Here is a 15286-nt window from a genome sequence, read left to right as displayed (position 1 = left end):
GCGGGGATCAGACGGGCTGACCGGGCCCCGCCAGGCGATCCTTCGCGGGTGCCTCGGTCGTCACGGGTAGTCCGGATGCCGTGGTCTCGGCGGCGCCGCTGTTCTCGGAAGGAATCATTGGGAGGGCGTCGGGGCGCTTCGCGGTGATGTTGTCGCCGGATGACTGATGCCGCACGCGCCGCAGCACCCACGGGACGAGGTGCGTCCGCGCCCAGACGAGGTCGTTCGCCCGCGCGGCGCGCCACGTCAGGGTCGGGAGCGGGTCGGGCTGCATCGGCTGAAGGTCGTTCGGCACGTTGAGGGTCCGCAGCACCATCCGGGCGACCTCGTGGTGGCCGAGTGCGTTGTAGTGCAGGCGGTCGTCGTCGAAGAAGCGCATGTCCTGCGCCTCCTTCAGCGCCCACTGGTCGGCGACGATCGCGTCGTACCGGTCGGCGATGCCGCGGATGTTCTCGTTGTAGATCGCGACCCGCCCGCGGATGCCTCGGAACACGGGCGTGAAGTTGGTGTCGATGCCGGTGAACACGACGACCGTCGCGCCCTGGGAGCTCAGGCGCGCCACGGCATCCTCGAACTGCGCCGCGACGACGTCGGGGTCTCCTCCGGGACGGATGACGTCGTTGCCGCCGGCGGAGAAGGTCACGAGGTCCGGATTGAGCGCGAGCGCCGGTTCGATCTGGTCGGCGACGATCTGTCCGATGAGCTTGCCGCGGACGGCGAGGTTCGCGTAGGCGAAGTCGTCGACCTGCGAGCCGAGCACCTCCGCGACGCGATCGGCCCAGCCGCGGTGCCCGTCGGTACCGGGAATCGGATCGCCGATGCCCTCGGTGAACGAGTCGCCGATCGCGACCATGCGGCGCCACGGGTGGGCCGACTCGTTCGGCACGTACGGCGAGCGGTGCTCGTCGGGGGTGGGGTCGTTCTTGCGCATCGCATCTCCTGACGTGTGTCCCTTCGAGGCTACCGGTGGTCGGGACGTCGCAGCCGGGGGCGGGGCGACGACGTCGGAGCCCGGGGTTAGGGTGGTCAGTCGTGACGGAAGAGGGGGCAGTGGACGCAGAGCAGGAGAACCACACCCAGTTCGGGTCGTTCGCCGCCGAGCACCTGTCGCCGTCCTTCCCCCAGCGCGCCCCGTGGGGTACCGCCCAGAACCTCCGGGCCTGGCAGGCCGAGGCGCTCGAGGCGTATTTCGGCGCGGACGGCCCCGACGGCGTCGGGAAGGGCCCGCGCGACTTCCTCGCCGCCGCGACCCCGGGAGCCGGAAAGACGACCTTCGCGCTGCGCCTCGCGTCGGAGCTCCTCCGCCGCGGCGTCGTCGAGCGGATCGTCGTCGTCGCGCCCACCGAGCATCTGAAGACCCAGTGGGCCGATGCCGCGGCACGCGTCGGCATCCGGCTCGATCCGCGCTTCAGCAACCGTCACCGTACGCACTCCCGGCAGTTCCACGGCGTCGCCGTCACCTACGCGCAGGTCGCCGTGAAGGCGTCGGTGCACCGCTTCCTCACCGACGAGCGGCGCACGCTCGTGATCCTCGACGAGGTGCACCACGGCGGCGACGCGCTGAGCTGGGGCGACGCGCTCCGTGAGGCGTACGGACGGGCGACGCGGCGCCTGCTGCTGTCGGGAACCCCGTTCCGCAGCGACACCGCCCCGATCCCGTTCGTCGAGTACCACCCGAACGACAAGGGCATCCGCCTCTCGCGCACCGATTACAACTACGGCTACGGCAGGGCGCTCGCCGACGGGGTCGTCCGGCCCGTCCTGTTCCTTGTCTACGCCGGCAAGATGCGGTGGCGCACTAAGGCGGGCGACGAGCTCGAGGCGCACCTCGGGCAGGACAACACGAAGGACGTCACGGCGCAGGCGTGGCGGACGGCGCTCGATCCCGAGGGCGACTGGATCCCCGCCGTCCTCCGCAGCGCCGACCGGCGTCTCGGCGAGGTACGGCAGGACGTGCCGGATGCCGGGGGACTCGTCATCGCGACCGATCAGACGGCGGCGCGCGCGTATGCCGCGATCCTCCGCGAGATCACCGGCGAGGCGCCGACCGTCGTCCTCTCCGACGACAAGGCCGCCTCGGGCCGGATCGAAGAGTTCGCTCACGCGACGACGCGCTGGATGGTCGCCGTCCGTATGGTGTCCGAGGGCGTCGACGTGCCGCGTCTCGCGGTCGGGGTCTATGCGACGAGCGCCTCGACGCCGCTCTTCTTCGCGCAGGCGATCGGGCGCTTCGTGCGAGCCCGGCGGCGCGGCGAGGCGGCATCCGTCTTCCTTCCGAACGTGCCGGTCCTCCTCACCCTCGCGGGCGAGATGGAGCGCGAGCGCGACCACGCCCTCGACCGCGAGTCGGGCGACGACGACGGCCTGGAAGACACGCTGCTCGCCGAGGCCGAGCGCGAGGACAAGGCCTCGGACGATCTCGAACAGGAGTTCTCGTACCAGGCGCTCGGCTCGGTCGCCCACTTCGACCGGGTGCTGTACGACGGGCGCGAGTTCGGTCAGCTGGCCGTTCCCGGCACCCCCGAGGAGGAGGAGTTCCTGGGGCTCCCGGGACTTCTCGAACCCGAGCACGTGCACGAGCTCCTCATGCAGCGCCAGGCGCGGCAGACCCGCCACCGCAAGGCGCGCGAGGCCCACGAAGGAGCCGCACCCGAGGTGGCGGATGCCGGGGGAGTGGATGCCGCGCTGCCGCCTGCCCTGCACCGCTCGCTCCGCGAGCAGCGACAGCTTCTCAACAGCCTCGTGGGCCTCTACGCCCGCCAGAGCGGCGAACCGCACGGATCGGTGCACGCGGAGCTCCGCCGCATCTGCGGCGGTCCCGAAGTCGCCCGCGCCACGGTGGCGCAGCTGCAGGCGCGCATCGAGGTGCTGCGCTCGCGCGTGCGGTCCTGAGGCGGTCCGCGGGCGCGCGTACACTCGCGCCATGCCCGCCGACGTCTTCCGCTTCGTCTCCCGCTGGGAGGTCGCGGCGTCGCCGGAGCGGTGCTGGCAGATGCTCGAGGACGCGCTCCGACGAGGGCGCCTGCCCTGGTGGCCCGCCGTCCGCGTCGACCCTCTCGGTGTCAGAAGTCCCGCTGTCGGCGACGACCTCGCCCTCGAGGTGCGAAGCCCGCTCGGCTATCGCCTCCGGGTCCGGCTTACGCTCACCGAGGTGGCGCCGCCGCACGTGATCGCCGCGACGAGCGACGGCGACCTCGCGGGGCGCGGGCGCTTGGAGATCGCGCGAACACCGGCACCCAGGGTATCGGCAGCCACGGCACCGGCATCCGGGGCGCCGGCCTCCGACCTCGTCTGGACGTGGGAGGTGGCCGTGCGGCGGCCGTGGATGCGCGCGCTGAGCCCCGTGCTGCGCCCGCTCTACGTCCTCGCCCACCGGGAGGTCATGCGCCGCGGCGAGCGCGGGTTCGCGCGTGCCCTCGCCGCCGCTGTGGAGGGCTGAGTCGCACGGATGTCGCGTCGGTTCGGAACCCCGAAATGCTGGCAATCCCGGCGTTCCGGGCGTCGCGGCCGCACCCGCTGGATACGGTTGCTCTCGACGCGTCGGCGCTCCTGCACCAGGACGCCGGCCCCCGACATCCCGACATCCCGACATCCCGACACTACGAATGGAGCGCCGTGACCGAGGCCCCGCCCCGCACGCCGATCGCCGCCGACCGGCGCCGCTGGGCGCGCTACCTCGCCGAGGAGCGCTCGGAGGCGCAGGTGTACCGCGACCTCGCCGAGCGGCGCGAGGGAGAGGAGCGCGAGATCCTCCTCGCGCTGGCGGATGCCGAGGGCCGGCACGCCGACCACTGGATCGCCCTCCTCGGCGGGGAGCCCGCGCGGCTCCCCGCGCCGAGCCTGCGCAGCCGCATGCTCGGGGTCCTCGCGCGCCGATTCGGGTCGATCTTCGTGCTCGCCCTCGCGCAGAGCGCCGAGACGCGCTCGCCGTACGACACCGAACCGTTCGCGACGCCGCGCATGGCCGCCGACGAGAAGATCCACAGCGAGGTCGTCCGGGGCCTCGCCGCGCGCGGCCGGCGCCGACTGTCCGGCACGTTCCGGGCCGCCGTGTTCGGCGCGAACGACGGACTCGTCTCGAATCTCGCCCTCGTCCTCGGCATCGGCGCAACGGGCGTCGCGAGCCAGTTCGTGCTCTTCAGCGGCATCGCAGGGCTCCTCGCGGGCGCCCTGTCGATGGGAGCGGGCGAGTACGTGTCGGTGCGCTCGCAGCGGGAACTGCTCGATGCCACGGAGCCGAACAGCTACGGCGACGAGATCCTCCCCGACCTCGACCTCGATGCGAACGAGCTCGCCCTCGTGTACCGCACCCGCGGCATCCCCTCGGACGAAGCCCAGGCTCGCGCTCGCCGCGTCCTCGAGGGCGCCCGCGCGGCGCAGGCCGGGCAGGCGCCGTCGGCGTCGGCGGCCGCCCATCCCGCTCCCGCGCACCGCGACCATGACGTCGTCGGCAGTGCGCTGGGCGCGGCGGCATCCAGCTTCCTGTTCTTCGCATCGGGCGCGATCATCCCCGTCCTGCCCTGGATCTTCGGCATGAGCGGCGCGCCCGCGATCATCGTCGCGCTCGTGCTCGTGGGGGCCGCGCTCATGCTCACCGGCGCGACCGTCGGACTGCTCTCGGGCACGTCGCCGCTCAAGCGGGGTCTTCGCCAGCTCGCGATCGGCTACGGCGCCGCCGCGGTCACCTACCTCCTCGGGCTGCTGTTCGGCGTCTCGATGGGGTGACCGCGTCGGGCGACGCTGGAGATCTGTCGATCGCGCCGATTGGTCGATCGCCGCCGTGACGTGGTAATGTCGATCCTCGGTTGCGAAACCGAAAAACACCACCTGCGCGGGTGGCGGAATAGGTAGACGCGCTAGCTTGAGGTGCTAGTGCCCGTATAGGGCGTGGGGGTTCAAGTCCCCCCTCGCGCACGAACAGAAAATGGCCTCTGACCTGGGGTTTAGATCACCGGGTTGGGGGTCATTTTCGTGCCATGTGCTGAGATATGTGCTAAGCCCCACCGAGATGGGCCGCGAAGCGGTCTGCTGCGGCTTTCTGCATCGTCGGGGTGACATGGCTGTAGATGTTCATCGTGGTTGTGATGGTGGAGTGCCCCAGGCGCTCCTGTACTACCTTGGGATGCTCGCCAAGCTCCAGCAGGAGTGTGGCGTGCGTGTGGCGCAGCCCCTTGATCGTCACGCGGGGCAGCGTCGGGTGTGCCTTGGCGAGCCCGTTCATGCGGCGATCCCAGCGGCTCGTCATGGCGTCGGGTGAGCGCAGCTTGCCCTCGTCGTCACCGAACACATACGCATCGGCTTTCGCCAAATCGAACGACACTTCGGCGCGGGCGACCTTGTAGGAGGCGAGCACTTTGAGGGTCGCGGCGTCCACGTCGATCACGCGGGCGGTGCCCGTTTTCGTGGTCTTGGTGGTCGTCCAGTCCTCGGTGTTCACCGCTCGCCGGATGCTGATGCGCCCGGTCTTGGTGTTGATGTCGTTCCATCTGAGCGCGAGAGCTTCGGAGCGTCGCATCCCGGTGTAGGCGATCAGTCGCCACAGTGGGAACAGTTCGTCTTGCAGTTCCTTCTCGTTCCAAGTGAGGAATGTCTGTAGCTGCTCGCCCGTCCAGGTCACGATTTCCGGTTTCTGCGCTCGAACCTGTGACGACTTCGGGGCGTTCACGGTGCGCTTCTTCTTTGCCGGGTTGACTTGGATCAGCCCATCGTCGATTGCGGCGTCGAGGATCGCGCCGAGGACGACGTGCACCTTGTGGATGCTGTTGGCCGAGAGTGGTTTGCCTTTGCCGTACTCGTCCTTGCGCCCGCTCTTTTCCAACTCCCGGTAGTGGGAGCCGATGCGGGTGGCGGTGAGCTTGTCGATCCTGATGCGACCCAGGTCGGGGGTGATGTGGTTACGGATGATCTTCCGATACCCCTTGATCGTGGAATCGGCCAGCCGCAAGCTCGACATCCAATGCTCGGCGTACACACCGACCGTGGGGGTCTTGCCCTGGAACTTCTCGTTCCTCGCTTTCTTTCGTAGCGCCTCGGTGAGCGCGGCCTGTGCTTCTTCGAGGTCGGTGAACCCGCCACGGGTGAGCCGCTTCTCGCCCAGCTCGGGCTTCTCCGGGTCGATCAGCACATAGATTTGGAACTTCCACCGTCGCCCCTTGCGGGTCTGGTAGTCGCCCAGCGATCCCTGATGCCGCGACCGGGAACGTCGCTGCTGCTTCTGCTTCACCCCCTCAACGCTGCTCGGTGCCGCCTCGTCCGGCGGCGGGTGACTGGCTGGTGCCATAGACCTTGCTCCTTTCTCTCGTGGTGGTTCGTTACTCGAACGCGAGTGAGGCGTTCGGGTCGAGTTGCAACAGCCTGCCGGTGGCGTGTTCCTCGCGGGCGGTCTGCACGTCGTAGCGTTCCTGGTACACCTCGCGCGGAGTGATACCAACCTGGCCGCGGTCGTACTTGGCGAGTATTTCCTCGGCCCAGTGCGCCGAGTTGATCGCTTGGAAGCGTTGCTCTTTCCAGTAGCGCACCAAGTCCTCGGTGGTGAGCTTCACGGCGCCTGCGACCCATGCCTGTATCTCTTCGGGTAGGAACGACTCGGGCACCCCGGTCAGCGTGACCGCCTCAGCAAGCGGGGTAAGAAGAGCTGCGGGTGTGGTGCGGAGGATGTAGGCGAGGGCGGTGAGGTCGTCCACGTCCACGCGCCGGTCGCCGTTCTCGATCTTGCTGATCCCCGACGGGGAGAGCTTTCGGCCCGCCTCGGTCATCAGCCGGGCGGCGGTGCGCACGTCCATGCCGATGGCCTGGCGTGCGGTGCGGAGGTTCTGGGCGACGTGCTCGTGCGTGATCCCGGCGGGGTTTCCCCGCACTCGTTCTGTTTCCATACTAGGAACGTACATGCCCGCTCTTGACTCGTCAAGCACCATACTGTACTTTATTGGGAACTCAGGACTCTTGATTAGGGACGGCAGGCAGGGCGATGAGAGACATATCGGTGACATTGGACGACTTACGGGCCTCCCGTAACGCGGTCATTACACGGGCGGAGGCTGCGGCGGCGCTCGGGGTCGATCCCCGCACGATCACGGCGAGCATCGAGAACGGGTCGATCCCGTCCGTGAAGCTCGGCAGGCGGGTCGTGATTCCACGAGAGAAGTTCCTGCGCATCTTCGACGGCGACGACGCACACTCCACGGTTCCCGGCACCCCCGCGCGGTGAACAGGGCTGGTGGTGCCGATTCGGCACTCCCGTGCTGGTCGTCGGGCGCTTTGTCGGACGTGCCGCGTAGACTGAACTCACGAAGCCGACCACAAGGAGGCACCCCATTATGGCGACGAAGACTCGCGTATCCGAGGCGCACGTTCAGCGCGTGCTCACTGAGGTGCAGGCCGGGCAGCAGACCGCCGGTGAGCAGATGACCCCCGAGGGGCTGGAGCTTCTGGCCCGCCAGGTGCGCGGCGAGATCACCGTGGACGAGGCTGTCGAAGTGATCGCCGCCCGTACCCGCGCACGCCTGGCCGCTCGCACCGCCTGAACCGCTCGGCGTCGCGATGCCTGATCGGTACACCTATCCGGGCAGCGATGTTCTGGTCAACACGTTCGGCATCACCGACTACGACGACTGGAAAGATGCTGAGGCCGACTTCATCGGTGCCCGCATGGGTGCGCTACGCGAGCACCCCGTCGCTGGTGGCTACGATCTGCCGCACTTGCAAGCGATCCACGCCTACCTGACGCAAGATATGTACTCCTGGGGTGGCGAGATTCGCGCCACCGACACCCATCCCGGCGGCACCGGCATTGCGCATTGCCGCCCGCAGTTCATCGTTCCCGAGACGGAGCGCGTGTTTGGTGCGCTCGCCCAGCGCGACTACCTGCGCGACCTGGACGTGGATGCGTTCTCGGATGGGCTGGCGTGGGTGTGGGGTGAGACGACGGCGATCCATCCGTTCCGTGACGTGAACACGCGCAGTCAGCATGTCTTCTTCAACCAGCTCGCCCGCGATGCCGGGTGGGTGATCGACTGGTCGCAGATCCCCGGCGACGTGTTCGCCCATGCCCGCACCCTCGCCATCGTGGAAGATCACTCCGGGCTTGACGCGCTGATCCGCCCGAACCTCGTCACCGTCGAAGACGCCGCACGCTCCGACCGGCTCACGGCGAGCCTGGACGGGCACGCACAGGGCTTCACCACTCGCCGGTCGGTGCGCGACCCGGAGACGTTGGATCGCGCGCTCGACGCCGCCCGGCAGCGCCGCTGGAACCTCCAGCCGCCTGAGGCGTTCGGTGGCGCGTCGCCCTGTGATCCGCGCAGCGGCCCCTCGCTCGGCCTATAAGCCCAGGCTCGGGCCTTCACGCCGTGGCTCTGTGCTCGGGTGGTGCTGCTCTACCGTGCCGCGCAGTCGCCGCGCGCGGTCAGCGGCAAGCTGCCGGACCTGCTCTGCCGCTGCACGCTTCACTTCGACCAGTGCGGCGGCTTGCTCGGGCGGCAGGGCGCGCAATTCCTCGGCATCGCGCCGCGCCACCGCCGCCTGTGCGTGCACGTTGCGGGCTTCGCGGTCGGGGCGGATGAACCGTGCTCGTATCGGGTCACGACGCACCCGTTCGACCCCCAACTCTCGCGCGAGCAGCGTGAGGCGTTCGCGGTTGTGCTGGTCTTTGAGCGCCGCCCGCCCAGACTGCGCATCCGCGAGGCGGCGGTCAGCGTCGATCACTCGCGGGTCGTTCTCGGCACGCCGCTCGGCAGCGGTGGTGGCCCACTCGGTGAGGCCGTCACCGTGGCGCGGTAGTACACCCCAGGCGTCGCGCACCTGCTCGCGTGCCGTGTGGGTGCGCTCGGTCGCGGCCTGGTACTCCTGTCGCGCTCGGCGTCGTCCGAACCTGCCCGACGTGGCGAGCCGTTCCGATGTGGTGCTCTCGGCGGTGACGGCTGTGAGGTAGGTTTCGCCGTCCTCGACGGCCTGCGGCACCAACTCCGCGACGACCTCGGCGCGGGCTTGGGCTGTGTGAGTCTCGGCGGCGCGGATCATCTCGGCGCTTTGCTCGTCCTCCGCCTGGTGGTTGGCCTGCTGCTGGTCGAGCCGCTCCGCGATCTGCTCCCACTTCTCGGCCGTTCGCTCGGCGCGCTCAGCGTCACGCAGGAGTCGGACAACCTCGTCGTTGACGAGCTTCACCGGGCCGTCAGCGACGAGGCCGCGCACCGCTTCGGCCGCGCGTTCGGTCGCGTCGGCGAGTCCTCGGTCTGCGCGGTCGCGTTCGATCGCCTCGATGAACTGCGCTCGGGCGTCGGCCATGCTTTCCGCGACGACGTGCAGGGTGTTCTCGTTTCGGCCGCGGGTCATGCCAACATAGACGGTCGCGCCGCCCATCTGCTCGGTGAGGACGGTGTGCGAGGCGGGCACGGTAACGCCCTGCACCCCATAGGCGGTCGCGGCATAGGAGAGGTGGGTGTGCTCGCGCACATACTCGGCGGGCAGGCGGATTGAGTGTTCGCGTTTGCGGTCGCTGTGCGCGTCACGCACCCAGAGCGACCCATCCTGCTCGACTCGTTGGACGATCCACGGTTGCCGGTTCGCCACGCCCAGGTCGGCGCGGTTCTGCCGGGTCTGGATCAGATCACCGCGCCCGATGCTGAGGCTGTCGCTGCCGGTGGTCGTGGTGGTGTCGTCGACGATGCCCGCGCGGGTGCGTTCGTCTCGGATGCGATCATTCAGCCGGGCCGCCTCGTCATTCGATGCGACGGTGACGGCGTCGCCGTCGTGTCTGCTGGTGGCGAGGTCTTCGCGCAGTTCGTCGGCATCGGTGTGGAGCCGGATCAGCCCGAGCTTGCGCAGCCGGTCGAACACCTCGCCGGGGTTGCGACGGTCGCGCATCTGCACGGTCACCTCGGCGTAGGCGGGGTTGGTGAAGCGGTGTACCTCATCCATGTCGAACGTGCGGCCCCTGAGTTGTGCGGCCATGTCGAGCACGCCGCCCCTGCCGACTGCGGGCAGTTGCGCGCGGTCGCCGACGAGCGCGAGGGTTGCGCCCGTCTCGGCTGTGACGGTGAACAGGGCGAGTGCGGTGTCTTGGTCGAGCATCCCGGCCTCGTCCACGACGATCCGCTCGCCACGGCGCACCTGCGCGTCTCGGGGTGGGCCGGTGTAGGTTCCGCCAGTCATCGGATCGGTGTCGCCTGGGGCGAGGCGTGTCCATACGCCGTCCTGGTTCCAGCGCCATCCGTACGCGTAGACGAGGGCGGCGACGCTTTCGGCGGGCACGCCAAGTTCTTGGTGCGCGACCTCGGCGGCACGCTTGGTCGGCGCAACCACCCGCACCCTGCCGCCGCGCTGCTCAGCGGCGCGGATCGCGGTGGCGAGCATCGTGGTCTTGCCCGCGCCTGCGGCGCCCTCCACGATCACCAACGGATCAGTCGAGGCGACCGCTGCGGCCGCGACGAGCTGGCCAGGGTCAAGCTGCTGCCCGAGTGCGGCCGCGTGCTCGCGCACGTCGCCGTGTTTCGGCTCGCGGTCGGGTGTTCGGGCGGTGATGAGGTCGCGCAGTTCCGTCTCTACCTGCACCACCCGCAAACTCGTGAGGTGCGCGACATGCTCCGGGGTAGCGGTGTCAGGCGGCAGGATCGAGAAGCAATCCTCGAGCGCGAGCGTCGTTGCAACGGTCACCAGTTCGCGCAACTCCTGCGGGGTGGCACGCACGCCCGCCTCGGTGATGATGCGGGTGGCGTGTTCCTGCACGGTGTGGCGAGTCCATGCCGACTCTGCTACGGCGCAACGATCCAGCGCACGCGATGCGATCCGCTGCACCGAGACCTCATCCGGTGATACCGGCACACGCGCCGGCATGCCGGCCAGGTGTTCGGGGTCGTAGCCGACCTCGCGGAGCTCGGTCAGCCAGGCTTCCTCTTCCCGCAAGGTCGTGGGCTTCTTCGCGGGGCGCTCATACGCCCACGCCTGCGCTGTCAGCCGAGATGAGACGACCGGCCCCATCGTCTCGCCCGGATGCGCCGTCTCCCACTCGGCTTCGAGCCGTTCCAGGTTCTTCCGCACCTGCTCGCCGCGCTTCGACATGAGCGCGTTGAACGGTTCGAGTTCGGTGACTTCGCCAGTCACCGGGTCGAGGAGGAGGCCGTGACGGTCGAGCACTTCCGCGAGTTCGGGGCTGGCGGCGATCACGGCAGTACCGAGGGCGCGGATCGCGCCTTGCTGCCGGAACGTCGCCGCCGTGTCGAGCGCCCGCCACTTGCCCGCCGCCCAGACACGGGCGCCGATCTGCATGTGGATATGCCGGTGAGGATCACCGGCCCGGCTCGTCCGGTGCGTGATGCCGACCACCTGCATGTGCTCAATAGGTACGACCTCCTGCTTGCCGCGCGGGCCGACACGAGTCACGGAGTACTGGGCGAGCCACCGCAGAATCTCCGCCAGGGCGTCCTGCTGTGCTGCGTCCAGCGCCTTGGATACCTCGGGATGCAAGGCGGCAGCGACGGACAGGCTCTTGGGGGTGTTGATGACCATTTCCGCGAACCGGGGCGACCCCTGCCGATCCAACCCCGCGAGGCGAGGCCTTCCCATCTGCTCGCCGGTATCGGGATTGAGCCAGTCCACCCATCCCGCATACTCGTCAGCGGTCAGCACCCGACTACTCACGGCCTCGCCCGAAGCGTCGAGCACCGCGTACTGAACCCCGGTGCTGTCAGACAGGTAGTAGTCGTCAGCACGCGAGCGGTCGGCCTCGACATAGCGCAGCGCATCAGCCCCGGTGCCCCGGAGCAAGATCACGCCGCCCTGCATCGCTCTCACCACCAATGTTTCTAAACTAGAAACTCTATCTATCTACCACGGTAGCATACGTTCATTCAGAAGTCAGCAGAGCGATCTTAGAATCGCACTGTGCGACACGGAAGGTTCGCGTAAGTCGGTGACGGCTTCTGAGCCGCGAGTGAACACTGCGTGAATGCAGCGCGGCGAGTAGCGCCAGTCCCGGATGGTGCCCCATTCTGAGTAAGAAATGTTATCCGCAGAAGTTGGCCGTCGAACCGACTTTGGCGCGCCATTGCTGGTCCTTCTGGTGTTCTTGAGGTTAGGGTGCACGTCGTTCGGTGGCCCGGTCGCTCATCTTGGGTATTTTCGAGCAGAGTTCGTCGAGCGACGCAGATGGCTGGGTGATCGCGCGTATGCGGATCTTGTCGCATTGTGCCAGTTTCTTCCCGGCCCGGCATCGAGCCAGGTCGGCATGGCGATCGGTTTGCAGAGAGCTGGAATACTCGGTCTTGTCGCGGCATGGCTCGGGTTCACACTGCCATCTGCGGTATTGCTGTTCGGGTTCGCGCTCGGCGTATCGACCCTTGGCGACGTATCGCAGGCTGGATGGGTGCTGGGCCTGAAGGCTGCGGCGGTCGCGGTCGTGGGTCATGCTGTGCTCGGGATGGCAAAGTCACTCACGCCTGATGCGCGACGAGCGACGATTGCTGTCGGGGTGCTCACTGTCGTGCTGCTCGTACCCGGCCCGCTGACGATGTTCGGCGCGATGGCCTTGGCCGGGATCGCGGGGTTCTTCGTCTGTCGATCCCCGAGCACGACCGAGAACGATGAACCGCGTTTCCGGGTGCGCCTGCGGCCCGCAGTCGGATGGTTGAGCCTGGCTTTGTTCGTCATGCTGCTCGCAGGGTTGCCGATTTTTGCTGTGTTCACCGGCAACGCCACGGTAGGCCTGATTGACACCTTCTATCGTGCGGGGTCGTTCGTGTTCGGCGGCGGGCATGTCGTGCTCCCGCTTTTGCAGGCTGAGACAGTGCAGACTGGACTGGTGGAGCCGGGTGCGTTCCTCGCGGGGTATGGTGCCGCGCAGGCGGTGCCAGGGCCGCTGTTCACCTTCGCCGCGTTTCTCGGAGCGGTCACCACGGGCGGCCCGAGTGGGCTGCTCGGCGCATCCATTGCGCTGCTCGCGATCTTTCTGCCGTCTGCGCTGCTCGTGATGGGGGTGCTGCCCTTCTGGGAGCGGTTGCGTCGTGCGCCGAGAGTGCAGCGTGTGCTGACGGGCGTGAACTCCGGAGTCGTCGGGCTGCTCGCCGCCGCGCTGTACGACCCCGTATTCACCGCGGGTGTCACGAACGCCGCATCACTCGTCGTCGCGGCACTCGCGTTTGTCGCACTCACGTCCTGGAAAACACCGGCATGGGCGGTAGTGCTCGGGGCCGCAGGAGCCGGGGCATTGCTGCTCTGAACGCGCTACGCGGATACTCAGGCGAGGCTGGCCTACAATGCGAGAAGCGTGCCCGCCTGGGAGGATTGAAGCATGAGCCGTTTTTCATCTCTGGTCAGGGCATATCCACTCGTGATCGCAACACTGTTGGTGGCTATGATCGGGTTGGTTCTTTTAGCGACTCCGGCCATTGAGTCGGCCAGCTGGATTGTGGGTGCGTATGCGCTCGTGATTGCCGGGTGGGAGGCGGTCGGGATGATCCGGCAGCTCATCCGAGGGCACGCCGGGCTCGACATTCTTGCGGTGACGGCAATCACCGCTGCAGTGCTCGTTGGGGAGCCGTGGGCGGCGCTCGTGGTGGTGCTGATGCTCACCGGCGGGGCGGCCCTCGAAGATTACGCTGAGAACCGTTCGAAGCGGGAACTGACCGCGCTGCTGCGTAAGGCACCCCAGCAGGCCACGCGCATCCTCGCCCCAAGCGCACCCGGCGCGGACATGCACGGGCATACTGCCGAGGTCACGACCGAGGACATACCGGTCGAAGAAGTCGAGGTGGGTGATCTGTTGTTGGTGCGGCCGGGTGCACTCGTGCCTGTGGACTCGATCCTCGTCTCCGAGCACGCCGTGTTCGATGAGTCGTCATTGACCGGTGAAAGCCTGCCCGTTGAGCGTGACGCGGGAGAGAAAGTGTCGAGCGGTGCGGTAAATGGACAAGCCGCAGTCACCATGCGGGCTGCGGCTCCGGCCGCCGAGAGCGAGTATCAGCAGATTGTTCGGCTCGTCGAACAAGCCGCGGGGAGCAAAGCCAAAGTCGTGCGGCTCGCAGATCGGTACGCGGTGCCGTTCACAGTGCTCGCGCTCGTGATCGCCGGGATCGCGTGGGCGGTCAGTGGAGAGGCTGTCCGGTTTGCCGAGGTGCTGGTGGTGGCGACCCCATGCCCGCTGCTGATCGCCGCGCCGGTCGCGTTTCTCGGTGGCATGAGCCGTGCCGCGAGGTTCGGGCTGATCGTCAAGGGCGGCGGCACCCTCGAACAGCTTTCACGAGCCCGCTCGGCGGCATTCGATAAGACCGGCACCATCACTACCGGCAAGCCAGTGCTCGAACGCCTTCTGCCCGCCGACCGCGCCAGCGAAGACGAGCTGCTGCGTTTCGCAGCCTCAGCGGAGGTGTACTCCTCTCACGTGCTTGCGGACTCCGTCGTGCAGGCCGCGAAACAGCACGGCCTGTCGCTCGTCGAAGCCGAACATGCCGAGGAGATCGCGACAAACGGAGTCGCGGCTGTGTTCCGCACTCCTGACGCACCTGAGGCAGTGACGGTTCGTGTCGGCAAGCCCTCCTGGGTGCGCCACTCCGCGCCGGACCTCGTGCTGGCAGACCTTGCTCCAGGGGAACTCGCAATCTACGTCTCAGTCGATGGCCGTTTCGCCGGAGCCATCGTCATGCGCGACCAAGTGCGCGAAGAAGCAGCCCAGGCTCTCCGTCAGCTGAGCGCACTCGGTATCGAGCGTACGCTCATGGTCACCGGAGACGTTGCAGCCACCGCCGAACCCATCGCGCGGCGCCTTGGAATCAGCGAGGTGCACGCGGAGTGCCGCCCCGGCGACAAAGTTCGCATTGTCAGTAGCGTGCAGCCCCGCCCGCTCATCATGGTCGGTGACGGCCTCAACGATGCCCCGGTGCTCGCTGCTGCGGATATTGGCTTCGCAATGGGGGCGCGCGGTGCGACCGCAGCATCGGAGTCTGCGGACATCGTGAACCGCTACGACACGCTCTCGGCCCTGCCGCGCGCGGTGAGCATCGGCAAGGACACCGTGCGGATCGCACTGCAAAGCATCTGGCTCGGCATCATCATCAGCGTCGGCCTCATGCTCATCGCAGCCTTCGGGTTCCTCCCAGCACTCCTCGGCGCGTGGCTGCAAGAAGTCGTTGACCTGGTGGCCATCCTCGGCGCACTCCGTGCAGTCGGCCCACGATCTGAGCGAATCACACGATCATCACCAGTCGCATCGACGGAACAACTTCACTTCAGCACGACCCAGGGTCTGCCCCGAGTTTGGTTGACATCTGAACTGTGAGGATTCGTCCTCGCTGGAAGG

The 15286-nt window shown here is 67.9% G+C and carries 12 protein-coding genes and 1 tRNA gene; 9 read left to right on the top strand and 4 right to left on the bottom strand.

What is annotated here, in order from left to right:
- Positions 1-7: 7 nt before the first annotated feature.
- Positions 8-931 (bottom strand): SGNH/GDSL hydrolase family protein, encoded by a 924-nt coding sequence (locus ACRVYW_RS12335; protein ID WP_431805010.1) that lies wholly within the window; start codon positions 929-931, stop codon positions 8-10.
- 119 nt (positions 932-1050) lie between these two features.
- Between ACRVYW_RS12335 and ACRVYW_RS12330 the strand changes: the two genes are divergently transcribed.
- From ACRVYW_RS12330 to ACRVYW_RS12315, 4 genes are all read left to right on the top strand, one after another.
- Complete coding sequence (locus ACRVYW_RS12330; protein ID WP_431805008.1) at positions 1051-2892, top strand: DEAD/DEAH box helicase; 1842 nt, start codon at positions 1051-1053, stop codon at positions 2890-2892.
- Between the two features lie 31 nt (positions 2893-2923).
- Positions 2924-3439, top strand: coding sequence for a hypothetical protein (locus ACRVYW_RS12325; protein ID WP_431805006.1), 516 nt, complete (start codon positions 2924-2926; stop codon positions 3437-3439).
- 176 nt (positions 3440-3615) lie between these two features.
- A complete protein-coding gene (locus tag ACRVYW_RS12320; RefSeq protein WP_431805111.1) occupies positions 3616-4725 on the top strand; it encodes a VIT1/CCC1 transporter family protein in 1110 nt (369 codons plus the stop codon).
- A 104-nt stretch (positions 4726-4829) separates the two neighbouring features.
- A tRNA-Leu gene (locus ACRVYW_RS12315) sits at positions 4830-4914 on the top strand.
- A gap of 79 nt (positions 4915-4993) precedes the next feature.
- Here ACRVYW_RS12315 and ACRVYW_RS12310 read toward each other — a convergent pair.
- The gene (locus ACRVYW_RS12310; RefSeq protein ID WP_431805004.1) at positions 4994-6223 is read right to left on the bottom strand and encodes a tyrosine-type recombinase/integrase; all 1230 of its coding nucleotides are present in this window, start codon (positions 6221-6223) and stop codon (positions 4994-4996) included.
- 88 nt (positions 6224-6311) lie between these two features.
- A complete protein-coding gene (locus ACRVYW_RS12305) occupies positions 6312-6872 on the bottom strand; it encodes a helix-turn-helix domain-containing protein (protein ID WP_431805002.1) in 561 nt (186 codons plus the stop codon).
- 95 nt (positions 6873-6967) lie between these two features.
- On the opposite strand from ACRVYW_RS12305, the gene ACRVYW_RS12300 reads away from it, so the two are divergent.
- The 3 genes from ACRVYW_RS12300 to ACRVYW_RS12290 all read left to right on the top strand — a co-directional run bounded on the left by ACRVYW_RS12300 (position 6968) and on the right by ACRVYW_RS12290 (position 8325).
- Positions 6968-7207, top strand: a complete 240-nt coding sequence (locus ACRVYW_RS12300) for a helix-turn-helix domain-containing protein (RefSeq protein WP_096145901.1) — start codon at positions 6968-6970, stop codon at positions 7205-7207.
- A 109-nt stretch (positions 7208-7316) separates the two neighbouring features.
- On the top strand, positions 7317-7523 hold the full coding sequence (locus tag ACRVYW_RS12295; RefSeq protein ID WP_096145902.1) for a hypothetical protein: 207 nt from the start codon (positions 7317-7319) through the stop codon (positions 7521-7523).
- 16 nt (positions 7524-7539) lie between these two features.
- Positions 7540-8325, top strand: coding sequence for a Fic/DOC family protein (locus tag ACRVYW_RS12290; protein WP_124894434.1), 786 nt, complete (start codon positions 7540-7542; stop codon positions 8323-8325).
- On the opposite strand, the gene mobF is transcribed toward ACRVYW_RS12290, so the two are convergent.
- A complete protein-coding gene (gene mobF, locus ACRVYW_RS12285; protein ID WP_431805110.1) occupies positions 8320-11778 on the bottom strand; it encodes a MobF family relaxase in 3459 nt (1152 codons plus the stop codon). The two genes, ACRVYW_RS12290 and mobF, sit on opposite strands and share 6 nt — an antisense overlap.
- 217 nt (positions 11779-11995) lie before the next feature.
- Here mobF and chrA point away from each other — a divergent pair, with 217 nt between their 5' ends.
- Together chrA and ACRVYW_RS12275 are read left to right on the top strand one after the other, a co-directional pair.
- Positions 11996-13210 carry a chromate efflux transporter gene (chrA, locus tag ACRVYW_RS12280; RefSeq protein ID WP_431804999.1) on the top strand — a complete coding sequence of 405 codons (1215 nt, stop codon included), beginning with the start codon at positions 11996-11998 and terminating at the stop codon, positions 13208-13210.
- Positions 13211-13282: 72 nt separating this feature from the next.
- Positions 13283-15265 (top strand): heavy metal translocating P-type ATPase, encoded by a 1983-nt coding sequence (locus tag ACRVYW_RS12275; RefSeq protein ID WP_431804997.1) that lies wholly within the window; start codon positions 13283-13285, stop codon positions 15263-15265.
- Positions 15266-15286: the final 21 nt, after the last annotated feature.

It is taken from the genome of Microbacterium sp. bgisy203 (assembly GCF_965345155.1).
Classification (GTDB): domain Bacteria; phylum Actinomycetota; class Actinomycetes; order Actinomycetales; family Microbacteriaceae; genus Microbacterium.
This window is presented reverse-complemented; position numbering and strand designations above follow the sequence as displayed.

Coding starts and splice junctions, on each gene's coding strand:
- ACRVYW_RS12335 (WP_431805010.1), bottom strand. CDS start 931: ATGCGCAAGAACGACCCCACCCCCGACGAGCACCGCTCGCCGTACGTG.
- ACRVYW_RS12325 (WP_431805006.1), top strand. CDS start 2,924: ATGCCCGCCGACGTCTTCCGCTTCGTCTCCCGCTGGGAGGTCGCGGCG.
- ACRVYW_RS12305 (WP_431805002.1), bottom strand. CDS start 6,872: ATGGAAACAGAACGAGTGCGGGGAAACCCCGCCGGGATCACGCACGAG.
- ACRVYW_RS12300 (WP_096145901.1), top strand. CDS start 6,968: ATGAGAGACATATCGGTGACATTGGACGACTTACGGGCCTCCCGTAAC.
- ACRVYW_RS12295 (WP_096145902.1), top strand. CDS start 7,317: ATGGCGACGAAGACTCGCGTATCCGAGGCGCACGTTCAGCGCGTGCTC.
- ACRVYW_RS12290 (WP_124894434.1), top strand. CDS start 7,540: ATGCCTGATCGGTACACCTATCCGGGCAGCGATGTTCTGGTCAACACG.
- mobF (WP_431805110.1), bottom strand. CDS start 11,778: ATGCAGGGCGGCGTGATCTTGCTCCGGGGCACCGGGGCTGATGCGCTG.
- chrA (WP_431804999.1), top strand. CDS start 11,996: ATGTTATCCGCAGAAGTTGGCCGTCGAACCGACTTTGGCGCGCCATTG.
- ACRVYW_RS12275 (WP_431804997.1), top strand. CDS start 13,283: ATGAGCCGTTTTTCATCTCTGGTCAGGGCATATCCACTCGTGATCGCA.